This window comes from Pseudomonas sp. COR18 (genome assembly GCF_048568395.1).
Lineage (GTDB): Bacteria > Pseudomonadota > Gammaproteobacteria > Pseudomonadales > Pseudomonadaceae > Aquipseudomonas > Aquipseudomonas fuscovaginae_B.
Genome location: NZ_CP183808.1, coordinates 2850995 through 2870895 on the forward strand (window position 1 = coordinate 2850995; position 19901 = coordinate 2870895).

Annotated in this window: 19 protein-coding genes; 12 read left to right on the plus strand and 7 right to left on the minus strand. The window is 64.9% G+C overall.

The window, feature by feature from the left end; all coding sequences use genetic code 11:
- Position 1: 1 nt before the first annotated feature.
- Positions 2–1396 (minus strand): argininosuccinate lyase, encoded by a 1395-nt coding sequence (gene argH, locus ACM62G_RS13105; RefSeq protein ID WP_054059356.1) that lies wholly within the window; start codon positions 1394–1396, stop codon positions 2–4.
- Between the two features lie 160 nt (positions 1397–1556).
- On the opposite strand from argH, the gene ACM62G_RS13110 reads away from it, so the two are divergent.
- From ACM62G_RS13110 to ACM62G_RS13145, 8 genes are all read left to right on the plus strand, one after another.
- Positions 1557–2636, plus strand: coding sequence for a sensor histidine kinase (locus tag ACM62G_RS13110; RefSeq protein ID WP_054059355.1), 1080 nt, complete (start codon positions 1557–1559; stop codon positions 2634–2636).
- Entirely contained in the window at positions 2633–3379 is a 747-nt protein-coding gene (locus tag ACM62G_RS13115; protein WP_054059354.1) for a LytR/AlgR family response regulator transcription factor, read from the plus strand. Before ACM62G_RS13110 ends, ACM62G_RS13115 begins: the two co-directional genes overlap by 4 nt.
- Positions 3380–3517: 138 nt before the next feature.
- Positions 3518–4459, plus strand: a complete 942-nt coding sequence (gene hemC / locus ACM62G_RS13120; RefSeq protein WP_054063616.1) for a hydroxymethylbilane synthase — start codon at positions 3518–3520, stop codon at positions 4457–4459.
- Positions 4456–5223 carry a uroporphyrinogen-III synthase gene (locus ACM62G_RS13125; protein WP_273825875.1) on the plus strand — a complete coding sequence of 256 codons (768 nt, stop codon included), beginning with the start codon at positions 4456–4458 and terminating at the stop codon, positions 5221–5223. The genes hemC and ACM62G_RS13125 overlap by 4 nt, the downstream gene beginning before the upstream one ends.
- Before the next feature lie 17 nt (positions 5224–5240).
- Positions 5241–6368 carry a uroporphyrinogen-III C-methyltransferase gene (locus tag ACM62G_RS13130; RefSeq protein WP_054061395.1) on the plus strand — a complete coding sequence of 376 codons (1128 nt, stop codon included), beginning with the start codon at positions 5241–5243 and terminating at the stop codon, positions 6366–6368.
- The gene (locus tag ACM62G_RS13135) at positions 6365–7603 is read left to right on the plus strand and encodes a heme biosynthesis protein HemY (RefSeq protein WP_054061394.1); all 1239 of its coding nucleotides are present in this window, start codon (positions 6365–6367) and stop codon (positions 7601–7603) included. Before ACM62G_RS13130 ends, ACM62G_RS13135 begins: the two co-directional genes overlap by 4 nt.
- Positions 7604–7829: 226 nt before the next feature.
- Positions 7830–8354, plus strand: coding sequence for a disulfide bond formation protein B (locus tag ACM62G_RS13140; protein WP_054061393.1), 525 nt, complete (start codon positions 7830–7832; stop codon positions 8352–8354).
- Between the two features lie 183 nt (positions 8355–8537).
- Positions 8538–8996, plus strand: coding sequence for an Rsd/AlgQ family anti-sigma factor (locus ACM62G_RS13145; protein WP_054061392.1), 459 nt, complete (start codon positions 8538–8540; stop codon positions 8994–8996).
- Positions 8997–9059: 63 nt separating this feature from the next.
- Here ACM62G_RS13145 and ACM62G_RS13150 read toward each other — a convergent pair whose 3' ends face one another.
- The gene (locus ACM62G_RS13150) at positions 9060–9725 is read right to left on the minus strand and encodes an FKBP-type peptidyl-prolyl cis-trans isomerase (RefSeq protein WP_054061391.1); all 666 of its coding nucleotides are present in this window, start codon (positions 9723–9725) and stop codon (positions 9060–9062) included.
- Between the two features lie 192 nt (positions 9726–9917).
- Between ACM62G_RS13150 and ACM62G_RS13155 the strand changes: the two genes are divergently transcribed.
- The gene (locus ACM62G_RS13155; protein ID WP_419737281.1) at positions 9918–10997 is read left to right on the plus strand and encodes an AlgP family protein; all 1080 of its coding nucleotides are present in this window, start codon (positions 9918–9920) and stop codon (positions 10995–10997) included.
- Here the strand turns inward: ACM62G_RS13155 and ACM62G_RS13160 are convergent.
- Positions 10994–11458, minus strand: coding sequence for a TIGR02444 family protein (locus ACM62G_RS13160; RefSeq protein ID WP_054063612.1), 465 nt, complete (start codon positions 11456–11458; stop codon positions 10994–10996). The genes ACM62G_RS13155 and ACM62G_RS13160 overlap by 4 nt on opposite strands.
- Before the next feature lie 50 nt (positions 11459–11508).
- Between ACM62G_RS13160 and ACM62G_RS13165 the strand changes: the two genes are divergently transcribed.
- Positions 11509–13419, plus strand: coding sequence for an ATP-binding cassette domain-containing protein (locus ACM62G_RS13165; protein WP_273825871.1), 1911 nt, complete (start codon positions 11509–11511; stop codon positions 13417–13419).
- 94 nt (positions 13420–13513) lie between these two features.
- Positions 13514–14146: a LysE family transporter gene (locus ACM62G_RS13170; RefSeq protein ID WP_273825870.1), complete on the plus strand. Its 633-nt coding sequence runs from the start codon at positions 13514–13516 to the stop codon at positions 14144–14146.
- Positions 14147–14207: 61 nt separating this feature from the next.
- Here the strand turns inward: ACM62G_RS13170 and ACM62G_RS13175 are convergent, their stop codons facing one another.
- From ACM62G_RS13175 to ACM62G_RS13190, 4 genes are read right to left on the minus strand one after another with little or no spacing between them, the layout of a single operon-like run.
- Positions 14208–14954, minus strand: a complete 747-nt coding sequence (locus ACM62G_RS13175; RefSeq protein WP_419737282.1) for a penicillin-binding protein activator LpoB — start codon at positions 14952–14954, stop codon at positions 14208–14210.
- Between the two features lie 3 nt (positions 14955–14957).
- Positions 14958–15548, minus strand: a complete 591-nt coding sequence (gene lpoB / locus ACM62G_RS13180) for a penicillin-binding protein activator LpoB (RefSeq protein WP_054058765.1) — start codon at positions 15546–15548, stop codon at positions 14958–14960.
- Between the two features lie 41 nt (positions 15549–15589).
- Positions 15590–15964: a YcfL family protein gene (locus ACM62G_RS13185; protein ID WP_419737283.1), complete on the minus strand. Its 375-nt coding sequence runs from the start codon at positions 15962–15964 to the stop codon at positions 15590–15592.
- A 17-nt stretch (positions 15965–15981) separates the two neighbouring features.
- The gene (locus tag ACM62G_RS13190) at positions 15982–17379 is read right to left on the minus strand and encodes a COG3014 family protein (RefSeq protein ID WP_419737284.1); all 1398 of its coding nucleotides are present in this window, start codon (positions 17377–17379) and stop codon (positions 15982–15984) included.
- Positions 17380–18004: 625 nt separating this feature from the next.
- Here ACM62G_RS13190 and ACM62G_RS13195 point away from each other — a divergent pair.
- The gene (locus ACM62G_RS13195) at positions 18005–19900 is read left to right on the plus strand and encodes an FTR1 family protein (RefSeq protein ID WP_419737285.1); all 1896 of its coding nucleotides are present in this window, start codon (positions 18005–18007) and stop codon (positions 19898–19900) included.
- Position 19901: the final 1 nt, after the last annotated feature.

Sequence of the window (19901 nt, forward strand, 5' to 3'; positions counted from 1 at the left end):
CCTAGCGGCTGGCGAGCAGGGCCTGGCCGCGGGCGACCGCTGCCTTGACCTGGGCCGGGGCGGTGCCGCCGATATGGTCGCGGGCATTGACCGAACCTTCCAGGGTCAGTACGGCGAACACGTCCTGTTCGATCTGGTCGCTGAACTGGCGCAGTTCCTCCAGGCTCATTTCCGCCAGGTCCTTGCCGGTCTCCACGCCGTATTTCACCGCATGGCCAACGATTTCGTGGCAATCACGGAACGGCAGGCCACGGCGCACCAGGTAGTCCGCCAGGTCGGTAGCGGTGGAGAAACCGCGCAGCGCCGCTTCGCGCATCACCGCGTGGCGCGGCTTGATCGCCGGGATCATGTCGGCGAACGCGCGCAGCGAGTCGCGCAGGGTGTCGGCGGCGTCGAACAGCGGCTCCTTGTCTTCCTGGTTGTCCTTGTTGTAGGCCAGCGGCTGGCCTTTCATCAGGGTCAGCAGGCCGGTCAGCGAGCCGAACACTCGGCCGGTCTTGCCGCGTACCAGTTCCGGCACGTCGGGGTTCTTCTTCTGGGGCATGATCGAGCTGCCGGTGCAGAAGCGGTCCGGCAGGTCGATGAACTGGAACTGCGCGCTGGTCCACAGCACCAGCTCCTCGGAGAAACGCGACAGGTGCATCATCGCGATGCTGGCCGCCGAGCAGAATTCGATGGCGAAGTCGCGGTCGGAAACGTTGTCCAGCGAGTTGCCGCCCACGGCCTCGAAGCCCAGCAGCTGCGCGGTGTACTCGCGGTCGATCGGGTAGGTGGTGCCGGCCAGTGCGGCGCTGCCCAGGGGCATGCGGTTGGTGCGCTTGCGGCAGTCGACCAGGCGCTCGTAGTCGCGGCTGAGCATCTCGAACCAGGCCAGCAGATGGTGGCCGAAGGTCACCGGCTGGGCGGTCTGCAGGTGGGTGAAGCCGGGCATGATGCTCCCTGCCTCGCGCTCGGCCTGTTCCAGCAGGCCTTTCTGCAGGCGGGTGATTTGCGCCAGGATCAGGTCGATCTCGTCACGCAGCCACAGGCGGATGTCGGTGGCGACCTGGTCGTTGCGGCTGCGCCCGGTGTGCAGCTTCTTGCCGGTGATGCCGATGCGGTCGGTCAGACGCGCCTCGATGTTCATGTGCACGTCTTCCAGGTCCACGCGCCAGTCGAAGTGGCCGGCCTCGATTTCGCCCTGGATGGTGGTCAGTCCGTCGATGATGCTGTCGCGCTCGGCATCGGTCAGCACGCCGACCTTGGCCAGCATCGTCGCGTGGGCGATCGAACCCATGATGTCGTGGCGGTAGAGGCGCTGGTCGAACGTGACGGAGGCGGTGAAGCGGGCGACGAAGGCGTCGACCGGTTCGCTGAAACGGCCGCCCCAGGACTGATTGGTCTTGTCGGTGCTCATGGATTCGCTCGTGATCTGCTGAAGATGGATTGCCGGAAAAATTGTTGCCGATCATAGCAGGGTTGCTCCGGCTGGGGCTGACACCGGTCGTGCGGTTTTTATTTCGACCGAATCGGTCGCATGGCTTGTCGTCGACAGCACAGACGTCGACACTGGGGGTATGCCAACCTCACGAACGAACACCGGGCGTGATGCGCCCGCGACACCGGAATTCTTCCTGCCGGAGCTCTGCCTGCCCGAGGCGCTGCTGGTGCTGGTGGTATTGGCCGAGCTGCTGGTGATGGTGCTGGTGCTCAGCGAACCGATGCCCGCCGGCTTCGATTGGGTGCGCCTGGCCCTGACGTCGCTGTATGTGCAGTGGATCGTGCTGCTCTCGGCGGCCGTGCTGTGCGCCGCCCGGGCCTGGCTGGCGCGCCTGCGCCCCGGCGTGGCCGGGGTATTGTGCTGTCTCCTGGTGGTCGGGCTGACACTGGCCTGCACCGCGCTCACCGAATACTTTTCCCTCGTCGCCACCCAGGCCGACAGCGGCAGCCCCGGCCGTTATCTGCGCCATGCGCTGATCAGTCTCATCATGTCGGCGCTGATGCTGCGCTACTTTTACCTGCAGAGTCAGTGGCGGCGCCAGCAGCAGGCGGAGTTGCAGGCCCGGCTGGAGGCCTTGCAGGCACGGATCCGCCCGCACTTCCTGTTCAACAGCCTGAACAGCATTGCCAGCCTGGTGGCGAGCGACCCGCGCCAGGCCGAGCAGGCGGTGCTGGACCTGTCCGATCTGTTCCGGGCCAGTCTCGCCAAGCCGGGAAACCTGGTGACCTGGCGCGAAGAACTGGAATTGGCGCAACGATATTTGTCGATCGAACGCTATCGTCTCGGCAACCGTCTACAGTTGGACTGGAGGGTCGGCACAATTCCGGAGGATTTGCCGATCCCGCAACTGACCTTGCAGCCTTTACTGGAAAACGCTCTGATCTACGGCATCGCTCCGCGTGTCGAAGGCGGGGTGGTCAGGGTCGAAGCCGACTATAGAGAGGGGGAGTTCGTATTGTGTATCAGCAATCCCTATGACGCCGCCGTGCAGCAGGCGTCCAACGGTACTCACCTGGCACTGGTGAACATTGGTGCACGACTTGCGGCACTTTTTGGGCCTCGCGCTAGTCTTAGCGTGGATCGCCGTGACGGCCGTCACTTCACCTGTCTACGCTATCCTTGTGCGAGACTCACTCAGGAATCCAGCGCAATATGAATGTCCTGATCGTTGATGACGAACCCCTGGCCCGCGAACGCCTGACCCGTCTGGTCGGCGAACTCGAGGGTTACAGTGTATTGGAGCCCAGCGCCACCAATGGCGAAGAGGCATTGGCCCTGATCGACAGCCTCAAGCCGGATATCGTCCTGCTCGACATCCGCATGCCCGGCCTCGATGGCCTGCAGGTGGCTGCGCGCCTGTGCGAACGCGAAACACCCCCAGCGGTGGTGTTCTGCACCGCCCATGACGAGTTCGCCCTGGAAGCCTTCCAGGTCAGCGCGGTGGGCTATCTGGTCAAGCCGGTACGCCCCGAGCATCTGCTCGAAGCCCTGAAGAAGGCCGAGCGGCCCAACCGTGTGCAACTGGCCGCGTTGACCCGGCCGGCGGCGGAAAGCGGCAACGGGCCGCGGACCCATATCAGCGCGCGGACCCGCAAGGGCATCGAGCTGATCCCCATCGGCCAGGTGATCTACTTCATCGCCGACCACAAGTACGTGACCCTGCGCCATGAAGGCGGCGAGGTGCTGCTCGACGAGCCGCTCAAGGCCCTGGAAGACGAGTTCGGCGAACGCTTCGTGCGCATCCACCGCAACGCACTGGTGGCCCGCGACCGTATCGAACGCCTGCAGCGCACGCCCCTGGGACACTTCCAGCTGTTCCTCAAGGGCCTCAACGGTGATGCACTGATCGTCAGCCGGCGGCATGTCGCCGGTGTGCGCAAGATGATGCAGCAGCTTTAACCCGGGACTTGCAACAGGCCCCGGGGTTCATCCGTCCGCTGTTCCAGGCCAGGGAGGCTGCGGACTTCCTGATACAAGTCAAAGCTGGCCGGGCTGAACTGTTATTATCTGCCGTATCTATTCAGTACGGACCGTTCCATGTCTTCTCGCGAAATCCGCATCGCTACCCGTAAGAGCGCGCTCGCCCTGTGGCAGGCCGAATACGTCAAGGCCCGCCTGGAACAGGCTCACCCGGGGTTGCTGGTGACTCTGGTGCCGATGGTCAGCCGCGGCGACAAGCTGCTCGACTCGCCCCTGTCGAAAATCGGTGGCAAGGGCTTGTTCGTCAAGGAGCTGGAAACCGCCCTGCTCGAGAACGAAGCGGACATCGCCGTGCACTCCATGAAAGACGTGCCGATGGATTTTCCCGAGGGGCTGGGCCTGTTCTGCATCTGCGAGCGTGAAGATCCCCGCGACGCCTTCGTCTCCAATACCTACGCCAGCCTGGACGCCCTGCCGGCCGGGGCGGTGGTCGGCACATCGAGCCTGCGCCGCCAGGCTCAGTTGCTGACCCGCCGGCCCGACCTGCAGATCCGTTTCCTGCGGGGCAACGTCAATACCCGCCTGGCCAAGCTCGACGCGGGGGAATACGACGCGATCATCCTGGCGGCGGCGGGGCTGATTCGCCTCGGCTTCGAAAACCGGATCAGCTCGGCCATCAGCGTCGAGGACAGCCTGCCGGCGGGTGGCCAGGGAGCCGTGGGCATCGAATGCCGCAGTGCCGACCACGAGATCCATGCGTTGCTCGCACCCCTGCACCACGCGGACACTTCCGTGCGGGTCACGGCCGAGCGGGCGCTGAACAAGCATCTCAACGGCGGGTGTCAGGTGCCGATCGCCTGCTACGCGGTGCTGGAAGGCGGGCAGGTCTGGCTGCGCGGCCTGGTTGGCCAGCCGGCCGGCGGCCTGCTGCTGACCGCCGAGGCCCGCGCCCCGCAGGCAGACGCCGAGGCCCTGGGCGTGCGGGTTGCCGAGGACCTGCTGGGGCAGGGCGCCGATGCCATTCTCAAGGCGGTCTACGGCGAGGCCGACGGCCAATGAGTGGCTGGCGCCTGCTGCTGACACGGCCGGCGGACGAGTCGGCCGCGCTCTCGGCGACTCTGGCCGAAGCCGGAATCTTCAGCAGTGCCCTGCCATTGCTGGCGATCCAGCCGCTGGCCATCGAAGGCGCCGAACTGAGCAAGATTCTCGAACTGCCTTTCTATGCGGCGGCGATCGTCGTCAGCAAGCCGGCTGCGCGCCTGGGCCTCGACCTGGTCGACCGCTACTGGCCGCAGCCGCCGATGCTGGACTGGTTTACCGTGGGCGCCGCGACGGCGGGCCTGCTGGACGACTATGGCCTGCGCGTGCACTACCCGGCCGAAGGGGACGACAGCGAAGCCCTGCTGGCGTTGCCAGCCTTGCAGGAGGCGTTGGCCCAGCCCGAACCTCGGGTGCTGATCCTGCGTGGAGAGGGTGGACGTGAACTGCTGGCCGAGCGTTTACGCGCCCAAGGTGCTAGTGTCGACTATCTGGAATTGTACCGCCGCCTCCTGCCCGAATACGCCGACGGCACCCTGACCCGGCAGATTCAAGCGGAACGCCTGAACGGGCTGGTGGTCAGCAGTGGACAGGGTTTTGAACACCTGCGACAGGTGGCGGGAGCGGATTGGCCTGAAGTGGCCCGGTTGCCGTTGTTCGTTCCAAGCCCGCGGGTGGCGCAGATGGCCCGTGCCGCCGGGGCGGAACATGTTGTGGATTGTCGTGGTGCCAGCGCCACGGCCTTGCTGGCGGCGTTGCAGGAGTACCCTGTGCCCGCTTTCTGAATGCAAAGGATGGACACGTGAGCGATACAGCCTTGCCAAAAGAACAAGCTCAACCGGCGCCCGAGACGCCGGCCAAACCGCCGGCGGCGCCTGTCGAGCGCCGTGGCAACGGTCTGGCGATCCTTGCCCTGCTGCTGGGGGCCGCCGGGGTGGCCGCCGGTGGCTGGGGGATCTGGCAGGTGCGCAACCTGCAGGCCAATCACCAGCAGCAGAGCGGGCAACTGCAGGACCTGGGCAACCAGGCGCAGTCGCTCAAACTCAGTGAACAGCAACTGTCCGCGCGCCTGGACCAGTTGCCGGCTGCCTCCGAACTGGAGGACCGGCGCCGCCTGGTGGCGCAGTTGCAGGGCGACCAGCAGCGACTGAGCCAGCGCCTGGAAAGCGTGCTGGGGGCCAGCCGCAAGGACTGGCGCCTGGCCGAGGCGGAGCATCTGCTGCGCCTGGCCACACTGCGCCTGTCCGCCTTGCAGGACGTGACCAGTGCCCTGGCGCTGGTACAGGGGGCCGACGACATCCTGCGTGAGCAGAACGACCCGGGTTCGTTCGCCGCCCGTGAACAACTGGCCAAGAGCCTGGCGGCGCTGCGCAGCACCGAGCAGCCGGACCGCACCGGGTTGTTCCTGCAACTGGGCGCACTGCGCGACCAGGTTGCCCAGCTCAACGAACTGGCGCCGGAATACAAGGATCGTGGCGACTCTTTGCTGGGCCTGACTTCCGATGGCGATGGCGCCAGCCGCTGGGCCCAGTGGTGGGACGAGATCTCGCGCTACATCCGCATCGACTTCAACGCCAACAAGAACATCCGGCCGCTGCTGGCCGGGCAGAGCCTGACCCAGGTCCGCCTGGCCCTGAGCCTGGCCCTGGAGCAGGCGCAGTGGGCGGCCCTGAACGGCCAGGCGCAGGTGTACACCCAGGCCCTGACCGAGGCCCGTGACGTGTTGACCGGCAGCTTCAACCCGGACAATCCGCAGAGCAAGGTCATGGTCGAGCAGCTCGCCGAACTGAGCCGCAAGCCGGTGACGGTGCTGACACCTGATCTCGCCGCGACCCTGGGCGCCGTCCAGGCCTACCTCGAGCGGCGGCACGTGGAAACCGAGACGCCGGTACGCGGCGAGGCGAAACCGGCGCAGGAGACCAGCCCATGAAGCGATTCATCGCCATTGCCCTGCTGGTCATCGCCGTTGTCGGCCTGGTGGGGTACGCGATTTACCGGCATGCCGGCTACGTGCTGATCGCCTATGACAGCTTCCGTTACGAATCCAGCCTGTGGGCGTTCCTCGCCGTGCTGCTGGTGTTGTGGCTGGTCTATCGACTGCTGAAATTGCTGGTCGGTCTGGTCACGGCATCCAGCTCGGCGGCCAATCCCTGGTCCCGGCGCAACCGCAGCCGACGCGTCCAGCTGGCCATCGAACACGGCCAGATGGACCTCGCCGAAGGCCGCTGGGCCAGTGCCCAGAAGCATCTGCAGCGCGCCGCCGAGGCTGAGCGCCAGCCGTTGCTTTATTACCTTGGCGCGGCGCGCGCGGCCAACGAGCAGGGCAAGTATGAGGAATGCGACAGCCTGCTGGAGCGGGCCCTGACACGCCAGCCGCAGGCCGAACTGGCGATTGCCCTGAGTCACGCGCAGTTGCAGGTCGACCGTGGCGATACCGATGGGGCCTTGGCTACCCTGCAGGCGATGCACGATCTGCATCCCCACAGTGTCCAGGTGCTGCGGCAGTTGCAGCGTTTGCACCAGCAGCGTGGCGACTGGTCGGCGGTGGTCCGGCTGCTGCCGGAGTTGCGCAAGGACAAGGCCCTGCCGCCCGCCGAACTGGCGGAACTGGAGCGACGTGCCTGGGGGGAAAATCTGAGCCTGGCGGTGCGCCGTGAGCAGGATGGTGAAGCCGGGCTGAAATCCCTGGAGCGCGCCTGGCAGCAGTTGTCCGCGGCCCAGCGCCAGGAGCCGCAACTGGTGCTGGCCTATGCCGAGCAACTGCGTCAGCTGGGGGCGGACGGCGAGGCCGAGGAGGCTTTGCGTACGGCGCTCAAGCGCCAGTACGACAGCCATCTGGCTCGGCTCTACGGCCTGTTGCGCGGGCGTGACCCGGTGCGCCAGTTGCAGACCGCCGAGGGCTGGCTCAAGGAGCATCCGGGCGATGCCAGCCTGCTGCTGACCCTGGGCCGCCTGTGCCTGCAGAACAGCCTGTGGGGCAAGGCGCGGGATTACCTGGAAGCCAGCCTGCGGGTGCAGCGCAATCCGGAGGCCTGCGCCGAGCTCGCCCGGTTGCTGGCCCAGTTGGGCGATACCGAGCGCAGCAACCAGCTGTTCCAGGAAGGTCTCGGCCTGCTGGATGAGCGCCTGCTCGCGCGGCCGCTGCCGGTTCCGGTCAGCGCCTGACGGCGGCAAGGGACGGGGCGCCTGTGGTGGGCGTTCCGTCCCGGACACGCGGCCTATTTCCCTGTAATGCCTTGATACCGAAATCCTACTTGCCACGTAATGGTTTCATCGGACGCCTATCGGTAATTCCTTACAGGCTTGAGGAATTATCTGCGCTGGCTTGCCTTGAAAGGGCCGCGGCCTTTCCTCTACCGTAACTGCCTGTCTCTCCTGTTACGGAATAGCCATGTTCCTGGCCCGCTCACGTTCTCTGTTCTCCCTGGCCTTCCTGGCAGCGGCGCCGGTCATGGCGGCTTCGTTGTACCTGGAGTATGGGGTGGGACTGGAGCCTTGCTCGTTGTGCCTGGTCCAGCGGCTGTTCCTCGCCGGCTTCTGCCTGGTCAGCCTGTTGGGCGCATTGCACGGGCCGGCGCGAGTCGGCTGTCGGGTGTATGGCGCGCTGGGCCTGCTGTTCGCCCTGGCCGGCGCGGCGACCGCGGCCCGTCAGGTCCTGCTGCAGCAGGTACCGCCGGAGGAGTTGATGATCTGCCAGCCCGGCCTGCATTGCCTGATGGAGCAGGTATCGCCGTTGCAGGCGCTGCAACTGATGTTCCGGGCCACCGCCGAGTGCGCGCAGATCCATTGGACGCTGTTCGACCTGAGCATTCCCGAGTGGAGCCTGCTGGCCTTTGTCGGCATGAGCCTGGTGGCGATCTACCAGATGATCGGCCCGGTTCTCGGTGGTTGGCGCGGTGCCTCGCGCGACCGATAGTCGCCCCCGCGGATTAAACGCTTGTATGAACTTTCTCGTCTGCGTACCTTGAAGCAGGTGTCGTGCGGGCATAATCTGGCCCGCACGCATCCAACGCAAACAAGGTTGCCCTGTTTGGCCAAGTCAGGATCCTCGGTGGGTACGAGGTGTCGGGCGGCATGACCCTGAAGGGAAGAAATCACCATGCTCGAAAGTTGTCAGAATGCCCAGGAACGCTGGGGCGGAGTCCATCTGCTGATCGATCGCTGGTTGCAGCATCGCCATGAACTCGTGCGGGCCTATGATGCGCTCGGCGCCGAGCCCGGGGCCCTGGCGGACAGTCGCCAGCCGTTGCAGGAGTTCTGTGGGGTCCTGGTGGACTATGTGTCGGCCGGACACTTCGAAATCTATGAACAGCTCACCAGCGAGGCCAAGGCCTTTGGCGACCAGCGCGGGCTGAAACTGGCCGATACCCTCTACCCCCGTATCGATGTGATCACCGAAAAACTGCTGGCCTTCAACGATCTGTGCGACGCCGGCAAGTGCGTGGCGGAGAAGTTCAAGGAACTCGGTGGCCTGTTGCATGAGCGCTTCGAGCTTGAGGACTGCCTGATCGAAGTGCTGCACAACGCCCACAAGGAAGAGGCCGTCGCCCAGGCTTGAGCGGTAATGGGCAGTCCCTGAAGACGGTGCGCATGGCGCACCGTTTTTCGTTTCAGGCCAGGTTCAACTGGCGACGCCGAGCAGTTCGATATCGAAGACCAGCGGGGTGTAGGGCGCGATCAGGTCGCCGGCACCGTCCGCACCATAAGCCTGTGCCGACGGCAACACCAGGCGCCATTTGGCCCCGACCTGCATCTGCGGCAGGGCGCTGCGCCAGCCATTGATCACACTGTCCAGGCGAAACCACTGCGGCTGGTCGTTCTGGTCGAAGACCGTGCCATTGGGCAGGTGCCCGACATAGCGCACCTGGACCCGTCCGTTGGCGGCAACCTTTTCGCCGGTGCCCGGTGTCAGCTCGGTCACCAGGATACCGTCGGCCAGTTCGCGGACACCTGGCTTGGCTTTCTCTTCGGCGAGGAATTTCTTCTCGGCCTCGAGTGCGACTTCGCTTTGCGGCTTGGTCGAATCGTCGGCGGCCTGCGCTTCGTGGGCGGCGAGGATCTGTTCGATCCGTTCGTTCGCGAGTGCCAGCGGCTTGCCCTGATAGGCCTGTTGCAGACCCTCCACCAGCGCCTTGAGTTGCAGGTCCGGCACCTCCTGGCGCAAGCGTTCGCCCAGGCTGGCGCCGAGGCTGTAGGCGAGGTCATGGGCGTCGTCGGCTTTTCCCTCCGTTGCACCGTGGGCCAGCGGCAGAACAAGACACAGCGACAGCATTAGGTAACGCGACATGGCAACTCTCCGACCTGAGACCCGACGGATTATGCCAGTGCCGCACGCCGGTTGTGGGGCTGCGCGAATGATCCCCGAGAACATTTTTTGCCGCATGCAACGTCGGCCCTCCAATACTGTCAACATGCCCTAGCGGCGGTAGTCACAGAAGGTCTAGTATGAGCCGCACTCACGTCAGCCAGGAGGTAAACCATGTCGGCCACCAAGAAGCCTGTAAATACTCCGTTGCACTTGCTCCAACAACTGTCGGGCAGCCTGCTCGAGCATTTGGAAAACGCTTGCTCGCAAGCCTTGGCTGATGCTGAAAAACTGCTCGCCAAACTGGAAAAACAACGCGGCAAGGCTCAGGAAAAACTGCACAAGTCGCGCACCAAATTGCAGGACGCCGCCACTGCCGGCAAAGCCAAGGCGCAAGCCAAGGCCAAGGCCGCTATCGGTGAGCTGGAAGAGCTGCTCGACAAGCTGAAAACCAGCCAATCGGAAACCCGCGCCTACATCCTGCAACTCAAGCGTGATGCACAGGAAAGCCTGAAGCTGGCGCAAGGCGTTGGTCGTGTGAAAGAAGCCGTGACCAAGGCGCTTTCGACCCGTGAAACCAAACCGGCTGCACCGGCCAAGGTCGCTGCCAAGCCAGCCGCGAAACCTGTCGCTGCTAAAACTGCCGCCGTCAAACCTGCCGCTGCCAAGCCTGCTGCCGCCAAGCCAGCTGCTGCTAAAACGGCTGCTGCCAAACCCGCTGCGAAACCTGCCGCTGCCAAGCCTGCTGCCGCCAAACCTGCTGCGAAACCAGCTACTGCCAAGACGGCTGCCGCCAAACCCGCTGCGAAACCGGCTACTGCCAAGACGGCTGCCGCCAAGCCCGCCGCGAAACCGGCTACTGCCAAGCCAGCTGCCGCCAAGCCCGCCGCGAAACCGGCTACTGCCAAGCCAGCTGCCGCCAAGCCCGCCGCGAAACCGGCTACTGCCAAGCCAACTGCCGCCAAGCCCGCCGCGAAACCGGCTACTGCCAAGCCAGCTGCCGCCAAGCCCGCTGCGAAACCGGCTGCTGCCAAGCCAACTGCCGCCAAGCCCGCTGCGAAACCGGCTGCTGCCAAGCCAACTGCCGCCAAGCCCGCGGCGAAACCTGCTGCTGCCCCTGCCGCAGCCAAGCCGGCCACTCCGGCAGCCGCTCCTGCGGCTTCGGCTCCAGCGACTGCCACTGCTCCTGCTTCGGCCCCTGCCGCGCCAGCGACCACACCGGCCGCCAGCAGCACCCCTACCAGCGCTTCCTAAGCCTGGCTCACCACGACGCGCAGCTGGTGCAGCGCGTCGTGGTTCAGGTGCGCCGCTTCACCGGCCGCACTTTCCAGCCACACCGCCAGATCATCGGCCGCTTCCCGTGGCCAATCCCCGCTCAAGGCCTCCAGGCGCGACAGCAACTGCTGCTCGGCCTCCAGTTCGAGCGCCTTGATCCGATCGCGCAGCCTCTTCAGTTCGCTGTCCTGCAGGGCCATGGCCCGCCATTGCCCGCGCAGTTGCCGCAGGGGCTGCACCACCTGTTCGTGCCAGGGGTGCGCGACCCGCCGCAAGCCCTCCAGCCGCCCAGGCGCGTACTTCACGCCGCGTACTCCGAGCCAGGCCGCGCAGAGCAGCAGGCAGACATTCGCCCCATGCCCCTGCAGCGCCAGGCAGGTTCCTTCCACGCCAGGCTTGGCGTAAATATCCAGGGAAAACGTCCACAGGTCAGCATGCATGGTGAGATCCGCGCCAGTTGCGAGGGAAGCTGGTAGACTCCGCCGCCATTATGATTCGACTTCAGAACCTGACTTTACAGCGTGGCCCGCAGCGTCTGCTAGAAGACGCCGAGCTGACCCTGCACGCCGGCCAGAAAGCCGGCCTGATCGGTGCCAACGGCGCCGGCAAATCGAGCCTGTTCGCCCTGCTGCGGGGCGAGCTGCACCCGGACTCGGGTGACTGCTTCCTGCCGGCCGATTGGCGTATCGCCCACATGCGCCAGGAGGTCGATACCCTCGAACGCCTGGCGGTCGACTATGTGCTCGACGGCGACGTGCGCCTGCGTCAGGTGCAACGCGACCTGGCTGCCGCCGAGGCGGCTCAGGACGGTTCGGCGCTGGCCCGCCTGCACTCGGAACTCGACAGCGCCGACGGCTATACCGCCGATGCCCGTGCCCGCAAGTTGCTGGCCGGCCTGGGTTTCACCAACGAGCAGATGGATCGTCAGGTCGGCGACTTTTCCGGTGGCTGGCGGATGCGCCTGAACCTGGCGCAGGCACTGATGTGCCCGTCGGATCTGCTGCTGCTCGACGAACCGACCAACCACCTCGATCTCGATGCGATCATCTGGCTGGAGGAGTGGCTCAAGAGCTACCCCGGTACCCTGCTGCTGATCTCCCATGACCGTGACTTCCTCGATGAAGTGGTCGATCACGTGGCCCATGTCGACCAGCGCAAGCTGGTGCTCTACCGCGGCGGCTATACCGCGTTCGAGCGGGCCCGTGCCGAGCGCCTGGCGCAGCAGCAACAGGCCTACGAGAAGCAGCAGGCACAGCGTGCGCACATGGAAAGCTACATCGCCCGCTTCAAGGCCCAGGCCACCAAGGCCCGCCAGGCGCAGAGCCGGATCAAGGCCCTGGAGCGGATGGAGGAGCTGTCGGCGGCCCATGTCGATTCGCCGTTCGACTTCACCTTCCGCGAGTCGCACAAGATCTCCAGCCCGTTGCTGGACCTCTCCGATGCGCGCCTGGGCTATGGCGAGAAGACCATCCTGGAGAAGGTCAAGCTGCAGCTGACTCCGGGGGCGCGGATCGGTCTGCTAGGCCCCAACGGCGCGGGCAAGTCGACGCTGATCAAGAACCTCGCCGGCGACCTGTCGCCCCTGTCGGGTCGCCTGACCCGTGGCGAGAACACCGTGGTCGGCTACTTCGCCCAGCACCAGCTCGACTCCCTGGATTCCAAGGCCAGCCCGTTGCTGCACCTGCAACGCCTGGCGCCGACCGAACGCGAGCAGACCCTGCGCGACTTCCTCGGCGGTTTCGATTTCCGTGGCGCGCGCATCGACGAGCCGGTACTGAATTTCTCCGGTGGCGAGAAAGCCCGGCTGGCCCTGGCGTTGATCGCCTGGGAGCGGCCGAACCTGTTGCTGCTCGACGAACCGACCAACCACCTGGACCTGGAAATGCGCCTGGCGCTGACCATGGCCCTGCAGGAGTTCAGCGGTGCGGTGCTGGTGGTTTCCCACGACCGCCATCTGCTCAAGAGCACCACCGACAACTTCTTCCTGGTCGCCGACGGCAAGGTCGAGGAGTTCGATGGCGACCTGGATGACTATGCCCGTTGGCTGGTGGAGTATCGCCAGCGCAGCGCACCGGTCAGCAGTGCGCCGGTCAACCCCGACAAGACCGACAAGAAGGCCCAGCGTCAGGCCGCCGCAGCCCTGCGTCAGCAACTGGCACCGCACAAGCGTGAAGCGGACAAGCTCGAAGCCGAGCTGGGCAAGCTGCACGAGCGCCTGGCGACGGTCGAGGCGAGCCTCGGCGACAGCGCCCTCTACGAAGCCGCCCGCAAGGACGAGTTGCGTGACCTGCTGGCCGAGCAGGCCAAGCTCAAGGGCCGTGAGTCCGAGCTGGAGGAGGCCTGGATGGCGGCCCTGGAACTGCTGGAAAGCATGCAGGCGGAACTGGAGGCGTTGTCCTGACGGACGCGCCCTCGCTGCTTCAAGAAAACGGTGGTCAAGTTCACGCCTTCGGATTAGCTTAGAGGTTTGTTACAACTCTTATCCGAGGTGCGTGATGCTGCTTGAGACATGGCTGGCCTTTTTCGCTGCATGCTGGGTGATCAGCCTGTCTCCAGGGGCGGGCGCCATCGCCTCGATGTCCAGTGGCCTGCAATACGGCTTCCTGCGTGGCTACTGGAACGCCCTCGGCCTGCAACTGGGACTGGCGGCACAGATCGCGGTCATCGCTGCCGGTGTCGGGGCGATCCTGGCGGCATCCTCTACCGCCTTCTACGCCATCAAGTGGTTCGGTGTGGTCTACCTGGTCTACCTCGCGGTCAAGCAATGGCGTGCGCTGCCCAGCGACATGACCGAAGAGGCGACGATCCGTCCGGTCGGCAAGCCGCTGACCCTGATGTTCCGCGGTTTCCTGGTCAACGTCAGCAACCCCAAGGCCCTGGTGTTCATGCTCGCGGTACTGCCGCAGTTCATCGACCCCCATGCGCCGCTGGTACATCAGTACCTGATTCTCGGGGTCACCATGATCGCTGTCGACATGATCGTCATGGCCGGCTACACGGGCCTGGCGGCCAAGGTCCTGCGCCTGCTGCGCACGCCACGGCAGCAGCGGCGGATGAACCGGACCTTTGCCGGGTTGTTCGTGGGTGCGGCGGGCTTCCTGGCGACCCTCCACAAGGCCACCACCTGAAACGGGGGCGAGGCAAAGAAAAAGGCGACCTTGATGGTCGCCTTTTTTGTCGCGTCTGGAACTACTGAAGAACCCTGGCCGGTTCATCCGGTGGCAGGTTGTTGCGTTGCAGTGGCGGGCGCGAGTCCGGAGACATGTCCGGACCACCCAACTGCAGGCTCAGTTGCCGTGCGACATCTTCGCCCAGGGATTTCGACACATCGCGTACCACCCGCGGGCGGTTCAGCGACACGCGGATATCCCGGCTGTTGACCAGCTTGGTGTCCTGGCCTTCGCCCATGGCGGTGAACGCCGAGGTGATCTGGTAGGTACGGGTGTTGATCAGGCTGAAGTCGCCCACCAGGGTCAGGCCCAGCACCGCCGAGTAGCTGTTGGTGTTGGCCAGTTCATTGATGTCCTGGGTGAAGTCGATGTCCGATACGGTGCCGAACAGCACGTAGTCGGCCCCCTTGAAGTTGCCGCCCTTGATCCGCTTGATGACGTCGTAGACGTCACCCTTGGAGTTGGACGTATAGGGCGTGCCCTGGACCAGCTGGAACATGCCGCTGCGCAGGATCTCACCCTTGATGTCGCCGGTGAACTTGCGCAGTTCGCCCTGCTCGATGTAGCTGCTGCGGCTCTCGTACTCGTCGTAGCTCGCCGAGCCGGACGAACCGTAATAGCCCTGCTGGAAATTGCCGCGTGCCGAGACGCTGCGGATGTACTGCTCCACCTTCGCCTGATACGCGAGGTCCGCCACTGCGACTTTCGGCGCGGCCTGCACGCCAAAGGCCCAGGCCAGGCCGATAATGCCAATCCATGCTCGCATAGCTTAACGCTCCGTGGTTTTGCGGATCTCTTTCTCGTCCATCCATTCGGCCAGGCCGCTTTCGACGTCGATCAGTTGCAGGCTGAACTTGTAGAACACGTCCTTGTAGTCGCTGCTGCGCTTGACGATCGAGCTGATCGAGCCTTCCAGTCGGTACTTGGCGGCGATCATGTTGCCGGTCTTGCTGATGGTGCTCTTCTTGTACAGGCCGCTCTGGTTCTGCAGCTTGAGCTGGTCGACCTGGCTCTGCATCTCGGTGTTGTCGCTGGCGAAGCGGGCAGTACCGGATTTCATCAGCTGGGTCTTGATCGAGGTGGTGATCTCGCGGGTGTCGATGTATTCGCTGGTCTTGTTCTTCACGTCATACACCTGGACCACCGGGCGGCCTTGCAGCACGCCGGACTGGGCCAGGGAGCGGGTCATGGATTCGGCGATCATCTGCAGGTCGGTGGAGCCGAACTCGTTGGTGACCAGCTCGACAGCCTTGGTATCCCCGTAGCTGATGTTCTTGCCGCCGAGGACCGGCGAAGTGTTCTGGGCGCAACCGCTGGCCAGCAGGGCAACGACGGCGAGGAGCGAAAGGCGTGCAAACATGGAGAGGTTCTCTTCAAAGGGGCGCAAGGGGTGGCTTCGTGTCAAGGCGTCTTGACTTCGAGGCGGAAGTCGACGGCCTTCGGCGTCGGCGCGATGGCGGGCAGGAAGGTGCTCTGGGCGCCATACAGGCTCAGGGTCTTCCAGGCTTCCTCGTCGGCGATCGGGAAGCCGTCGTTGCCCAGCCAGGCAAAGCGGTAGTACATCATCTTGTTCTTGGTGCGCGTGTTGCTCAGTTGCACCTTCACGGTCAGGAAGCCGTTTTCCCGGGCAACGCGGATGGCGCCGACCTGGATGTCTTTCATTTCGCCCATGACGACGATCTTGCTCGCGGCGCTGCCCGGCTCCGGTGGTGGCGCAGGGGTTGCACAGCCGGCCAGCAGGGCCAGGGCAACGACAGCGGTCAGTTTGAAACGCATGGAAAAAGACTCCGTTCTCAAGGTTGTTTGATACTGGCCACGGCGGTCGTGTTGGCGCTCGGGATCCGCTGCGCCGCCAGGCCGCTGGTGAATACCTGGCTGCCGATGGCCCGCAGGCTGATCACCTGGTAGTGCCGATCGACGTTGATCCTGACCAGCGAACCGCCAGCGGCGCTGGGCAGCGAGACCTGGTGCTCGCCCTTCTTCAGGCGCAGGCGGACCACCTGGGTGGTGTCCGGCAGGGTGCGCCAGGTGCGGGTATCGGCGCCCTCGAGCACGGCGGAAGTGATGCCCACGGCCAGGCCCGCGATCGGGTTGACCTTGTTCAGGTTCTTCTGGGCGATGCCGCGGCTGATGGCCCGTACGCTGGTACGCAGGATGATGCCCGGCATGTCGTCGCGCAGGGCGCGGCTGGACATGGCGGTGGTGCTGTTGAGGGCGGTCAGGTTGACCTGCTGGCCATCGATGCCGATCTGGCCGAAGCCGGGGGTCGAGGTGTCGGCCTTGATGATCGGGAACGACAGCGGGGTGATCACCACGTTGTCGGAGATCAGCAGCGGCAGCGGGATGCGGATCGAGTCGCGGGCCGGCGCCAGGCCGCTCTGCACGACGATCAGGATATCGCTGTCATCGTCCTTGCCGGCCGGCTTGTCGAGATTGACCAGGGCCTGTTCGAGCAGCGGGGTGTTGGGGCGCAGTTCGGCCGCCTGGCGATAGCCCGGCGCGGCCAGGTCCTTCTCGCCCAGCGCTTCATAGATGTAGCCGGCGAGGTAGTGGCTGAAGGCGCTCTGGTAGCTGTTTTTCAGGCTGACCACTTCGGGCGCGTCCAGGCTGGCCACCGGGTAGCCCTTGAGGTCCTTGTACTGGGTCTTGATGCCTTGCTTGTCGGCTTCCTCTTCGCGCTTGAGGTATTCCTTGTCGCGTAATTCGGCGATCACCGCTTCGCGTTCGTGGGTCTTCTTGATCGCGGTGCGGGCGCTCTCGAAGTCGTTGGTGGCGAGGAAGTTCAGCGCCATCTGGGTGGTCAGCATGACCTTTTCGTAGTCGTAGCCTTCGTAGCGGCGGACCTTGTCGTTGACCAGGAAGCTGCCGAACTGGGCGGCATACCTGGCGTAGTCGACCTTGACCGCATCCTCCCACTGGCCAACGACCTGGTCGGCGCTGTTCCAGGCCTGCTGGCTGCCGGTGATGTCGCCCTTGGCCCGCAGCAGTTCGCCTTTCTCGAAGTAGTACAGCAGGTCACGGTCTTCGCCGGTGTTGTTCTTCTCCAGCAGCGACAGCGCCGCGTCGACATTGCCGGAGGCCAGTTGCTGGTTGGTCTGCGCCAGCTCACCGTCGTAGTTGCGGAACACCGAACAGCCGGACAGCAGGGTCACGGCCCCAAGGGCGATAAGAAGGCGGGTGCTGGGTGTCATGAGCGACATCATCCCTGATGGTGAAAGCAGCCGGAGGGCGGGTCTGGCTGGATGAACCCATTGGCAGGGCAGGCTACCCTAACAATTCCTCATTAAAAGAGGAGCTTTTATTGCGTTTGCCCATAACGCCGGCGCGGCATTATAGGCGGCGAGTGCTGGCTATGTAATGGCTTTTTTGCTCCAAAATGATGGCTCATTACCGCGTCGAGCGATGACGGCGCCTGACCACGTTAAAGGGGGGCGGGTTGTGGCGTCGACGTGTCGGGGGAGGAAGATCGCGTAGGAGTCCGCGTCTGTCTGCGCAGGTCGGATCCGGGAGTTGTAGGGTGATTGCGCAACTGTCGTGGCCCGCGCCTGGGTGTCCTACCCACGCGCAGGAAACTTCAGGGTTTCGCCGGGGACGAGTGAATCGTTTAGCCGCTGGCGAATACCCGCGGCAGATCGAGCAACTGCCCATCAGGCGGCAGAGCGGCAAGGGAGTGAGCAGGCGCCAGGCCGTGGTTTTGACTGTCTTCCTGGCGGGCGTTCGGAGCGGCTATTTGTCTGTTTGCACCGCGTAATGCTTGAGTGAGGCGCGGTGAGAGGGAACAATATGTTACTTCGCATTTCCATTTAGGTCGTTTCAATGATTGTTCCCACGCGTTTCCTGGCCTGGCTGATGCTGCCGATGTTCGCCCTATGCAGCTCCAGCCTGCTGGCGAATACGGTGGAAGGCGCCCCCCAGGCCCTGCACCTGATCGATTACATCGGCGCGGACTACCCGGCCACGGTGGCGGATGGCAAGGTCATCGACGAAACCGAATACCACGAGCAACTGGAGTTCCTCGGCGCGTTGCAGAAGCTGGTCGTCGCGTTGCCGGCCCGTGCCGAACGGGCGGAGCTGGAGCAGGGCGTTGCCGACCTGCGCAAGGCCATCAGCGAACGCCAGGAGGGCTCGCTGGTGGCGCGTCAGGCCCGCCAACTGGGCGCCAGGCTGGCCGTGACCTATGAGGTCAGCCAGGCTCCGGCCATTACCCCGGACCCGGCCCGCGGTGCGCCGCTCTATGCCCAGCAATGTTCGGTCTGTCATGGCGAAAGCGGGGCCGGCGACGGCCCGGCGGGCAGCGGCATGACGCCGCCGCCGGCCAACCTGCGTGACGCCTCGCGACTCGATCGCCTGAGCCTGTACGGCATCTACAACACCCTGACCCTGGGGGTCGAAGGGACGGACATGCCGTCGTTCGCCGATCAGCTCGACGAACGCCAGCGCTGGGACCTGGCGACCTACATCGCCAGCTTCAGTGCCGCACCGGTGGCGCAGACCGACAAGACCTACAATATCGCCGACCTGGCACGCCAGACGCCCAGCGAGATCCAGGCCGCCGAAGGCGACGAGGCCGCGGCGCTGTTCCGCGCCCAGCGGGCCCAGCCGCCGCAGGTCAAGCGGGGGCCATCGCAACTGCTCGACTACACCGCGACGACCCTGGACAAGAGCCTGGCCGCTTACCGCGCCGGCGACCGCGAGCAGGCCTACGACCTGTCCGTGGCGGCCTACCTGGAAGGCTTCGAACTGGTCGAAAGCTCCCTGGACAACGTCGATGCCAACGTGCGCAAGGACACCGAGAAGTCGCTGATGGCCTATCGGCAGTCCCTGCAGGACGGCCTGCCGGTGGAGCAGGTCGAACAACGCCTGGCGTTCGCCAAGGACAAGCTCAAGACGTCTGCCGGTCTGCTCGGCAACGATGGCCTGAGCCAGTCGCTGAGCTTCATCTCCGGCCTGCTGATCCTGTTGCGCGAAGGCCTTGAGGCGATCCTGGTGCTGGCGGCGATCCTGGCGTTCCTGCGCAACACCGGCCAGCAATCGGCGGTGCGCAGCGTCAACATCGGCTGGGGCCTGGCCCTGCTGGCGGGGGCTGGCACCTGGGCACTGGCGGCCTACGTGATCGACGTCAGCGGCTCCCAGCGCGAACTGCTCGAAGGCTGCACCGCGCTGTTCGCCAGTGTGATGGTGCTCTGGCTCGGTGTGTGGATGCACGATCGCCGGCATGCCGCGGCGTGGCAGGACTACATCAAGAGCAGCCTGGTCGGTGGCGGCGGTCGTTTCGGTTTCGCCGTGCTGGCGTTCTTCTCGGTGTATCGTGAACTGTTCGAAGTGATCCTCTTCTACGAAACCCTCTGGCTGCAGGCCGGCCCTGCCGGGCACAGCGCGGTGCTGGCCGGCGGGGCGACGGCGCTGGTGCTGCTGGTGGGCCTGGCCTGGGTGATCCTGCGCGGTTCGGCGAAATTGCCGCTGGCGCTGTTCTTCGGCATCAATGCCGGGTTGCTCTGCGCCCTGTCGGTGGTGTTCGCCGGCCATGGCGTCAAGGCACTGCAGGAGGCCGGGATCTTCGGTACGCGGCCGGTGGCATTCTTCGACTTCGAGTGGCTGGGCATTCACGCCGACGCCTACTCGTTGGGTGCCCAGGTCGTCGCGTTGCTGGCGATCATCGTGCTCTACGGCCGTAGCCGGCTGGCGGAGAAGCGCCAGTTGCAGGCGTCCTGAG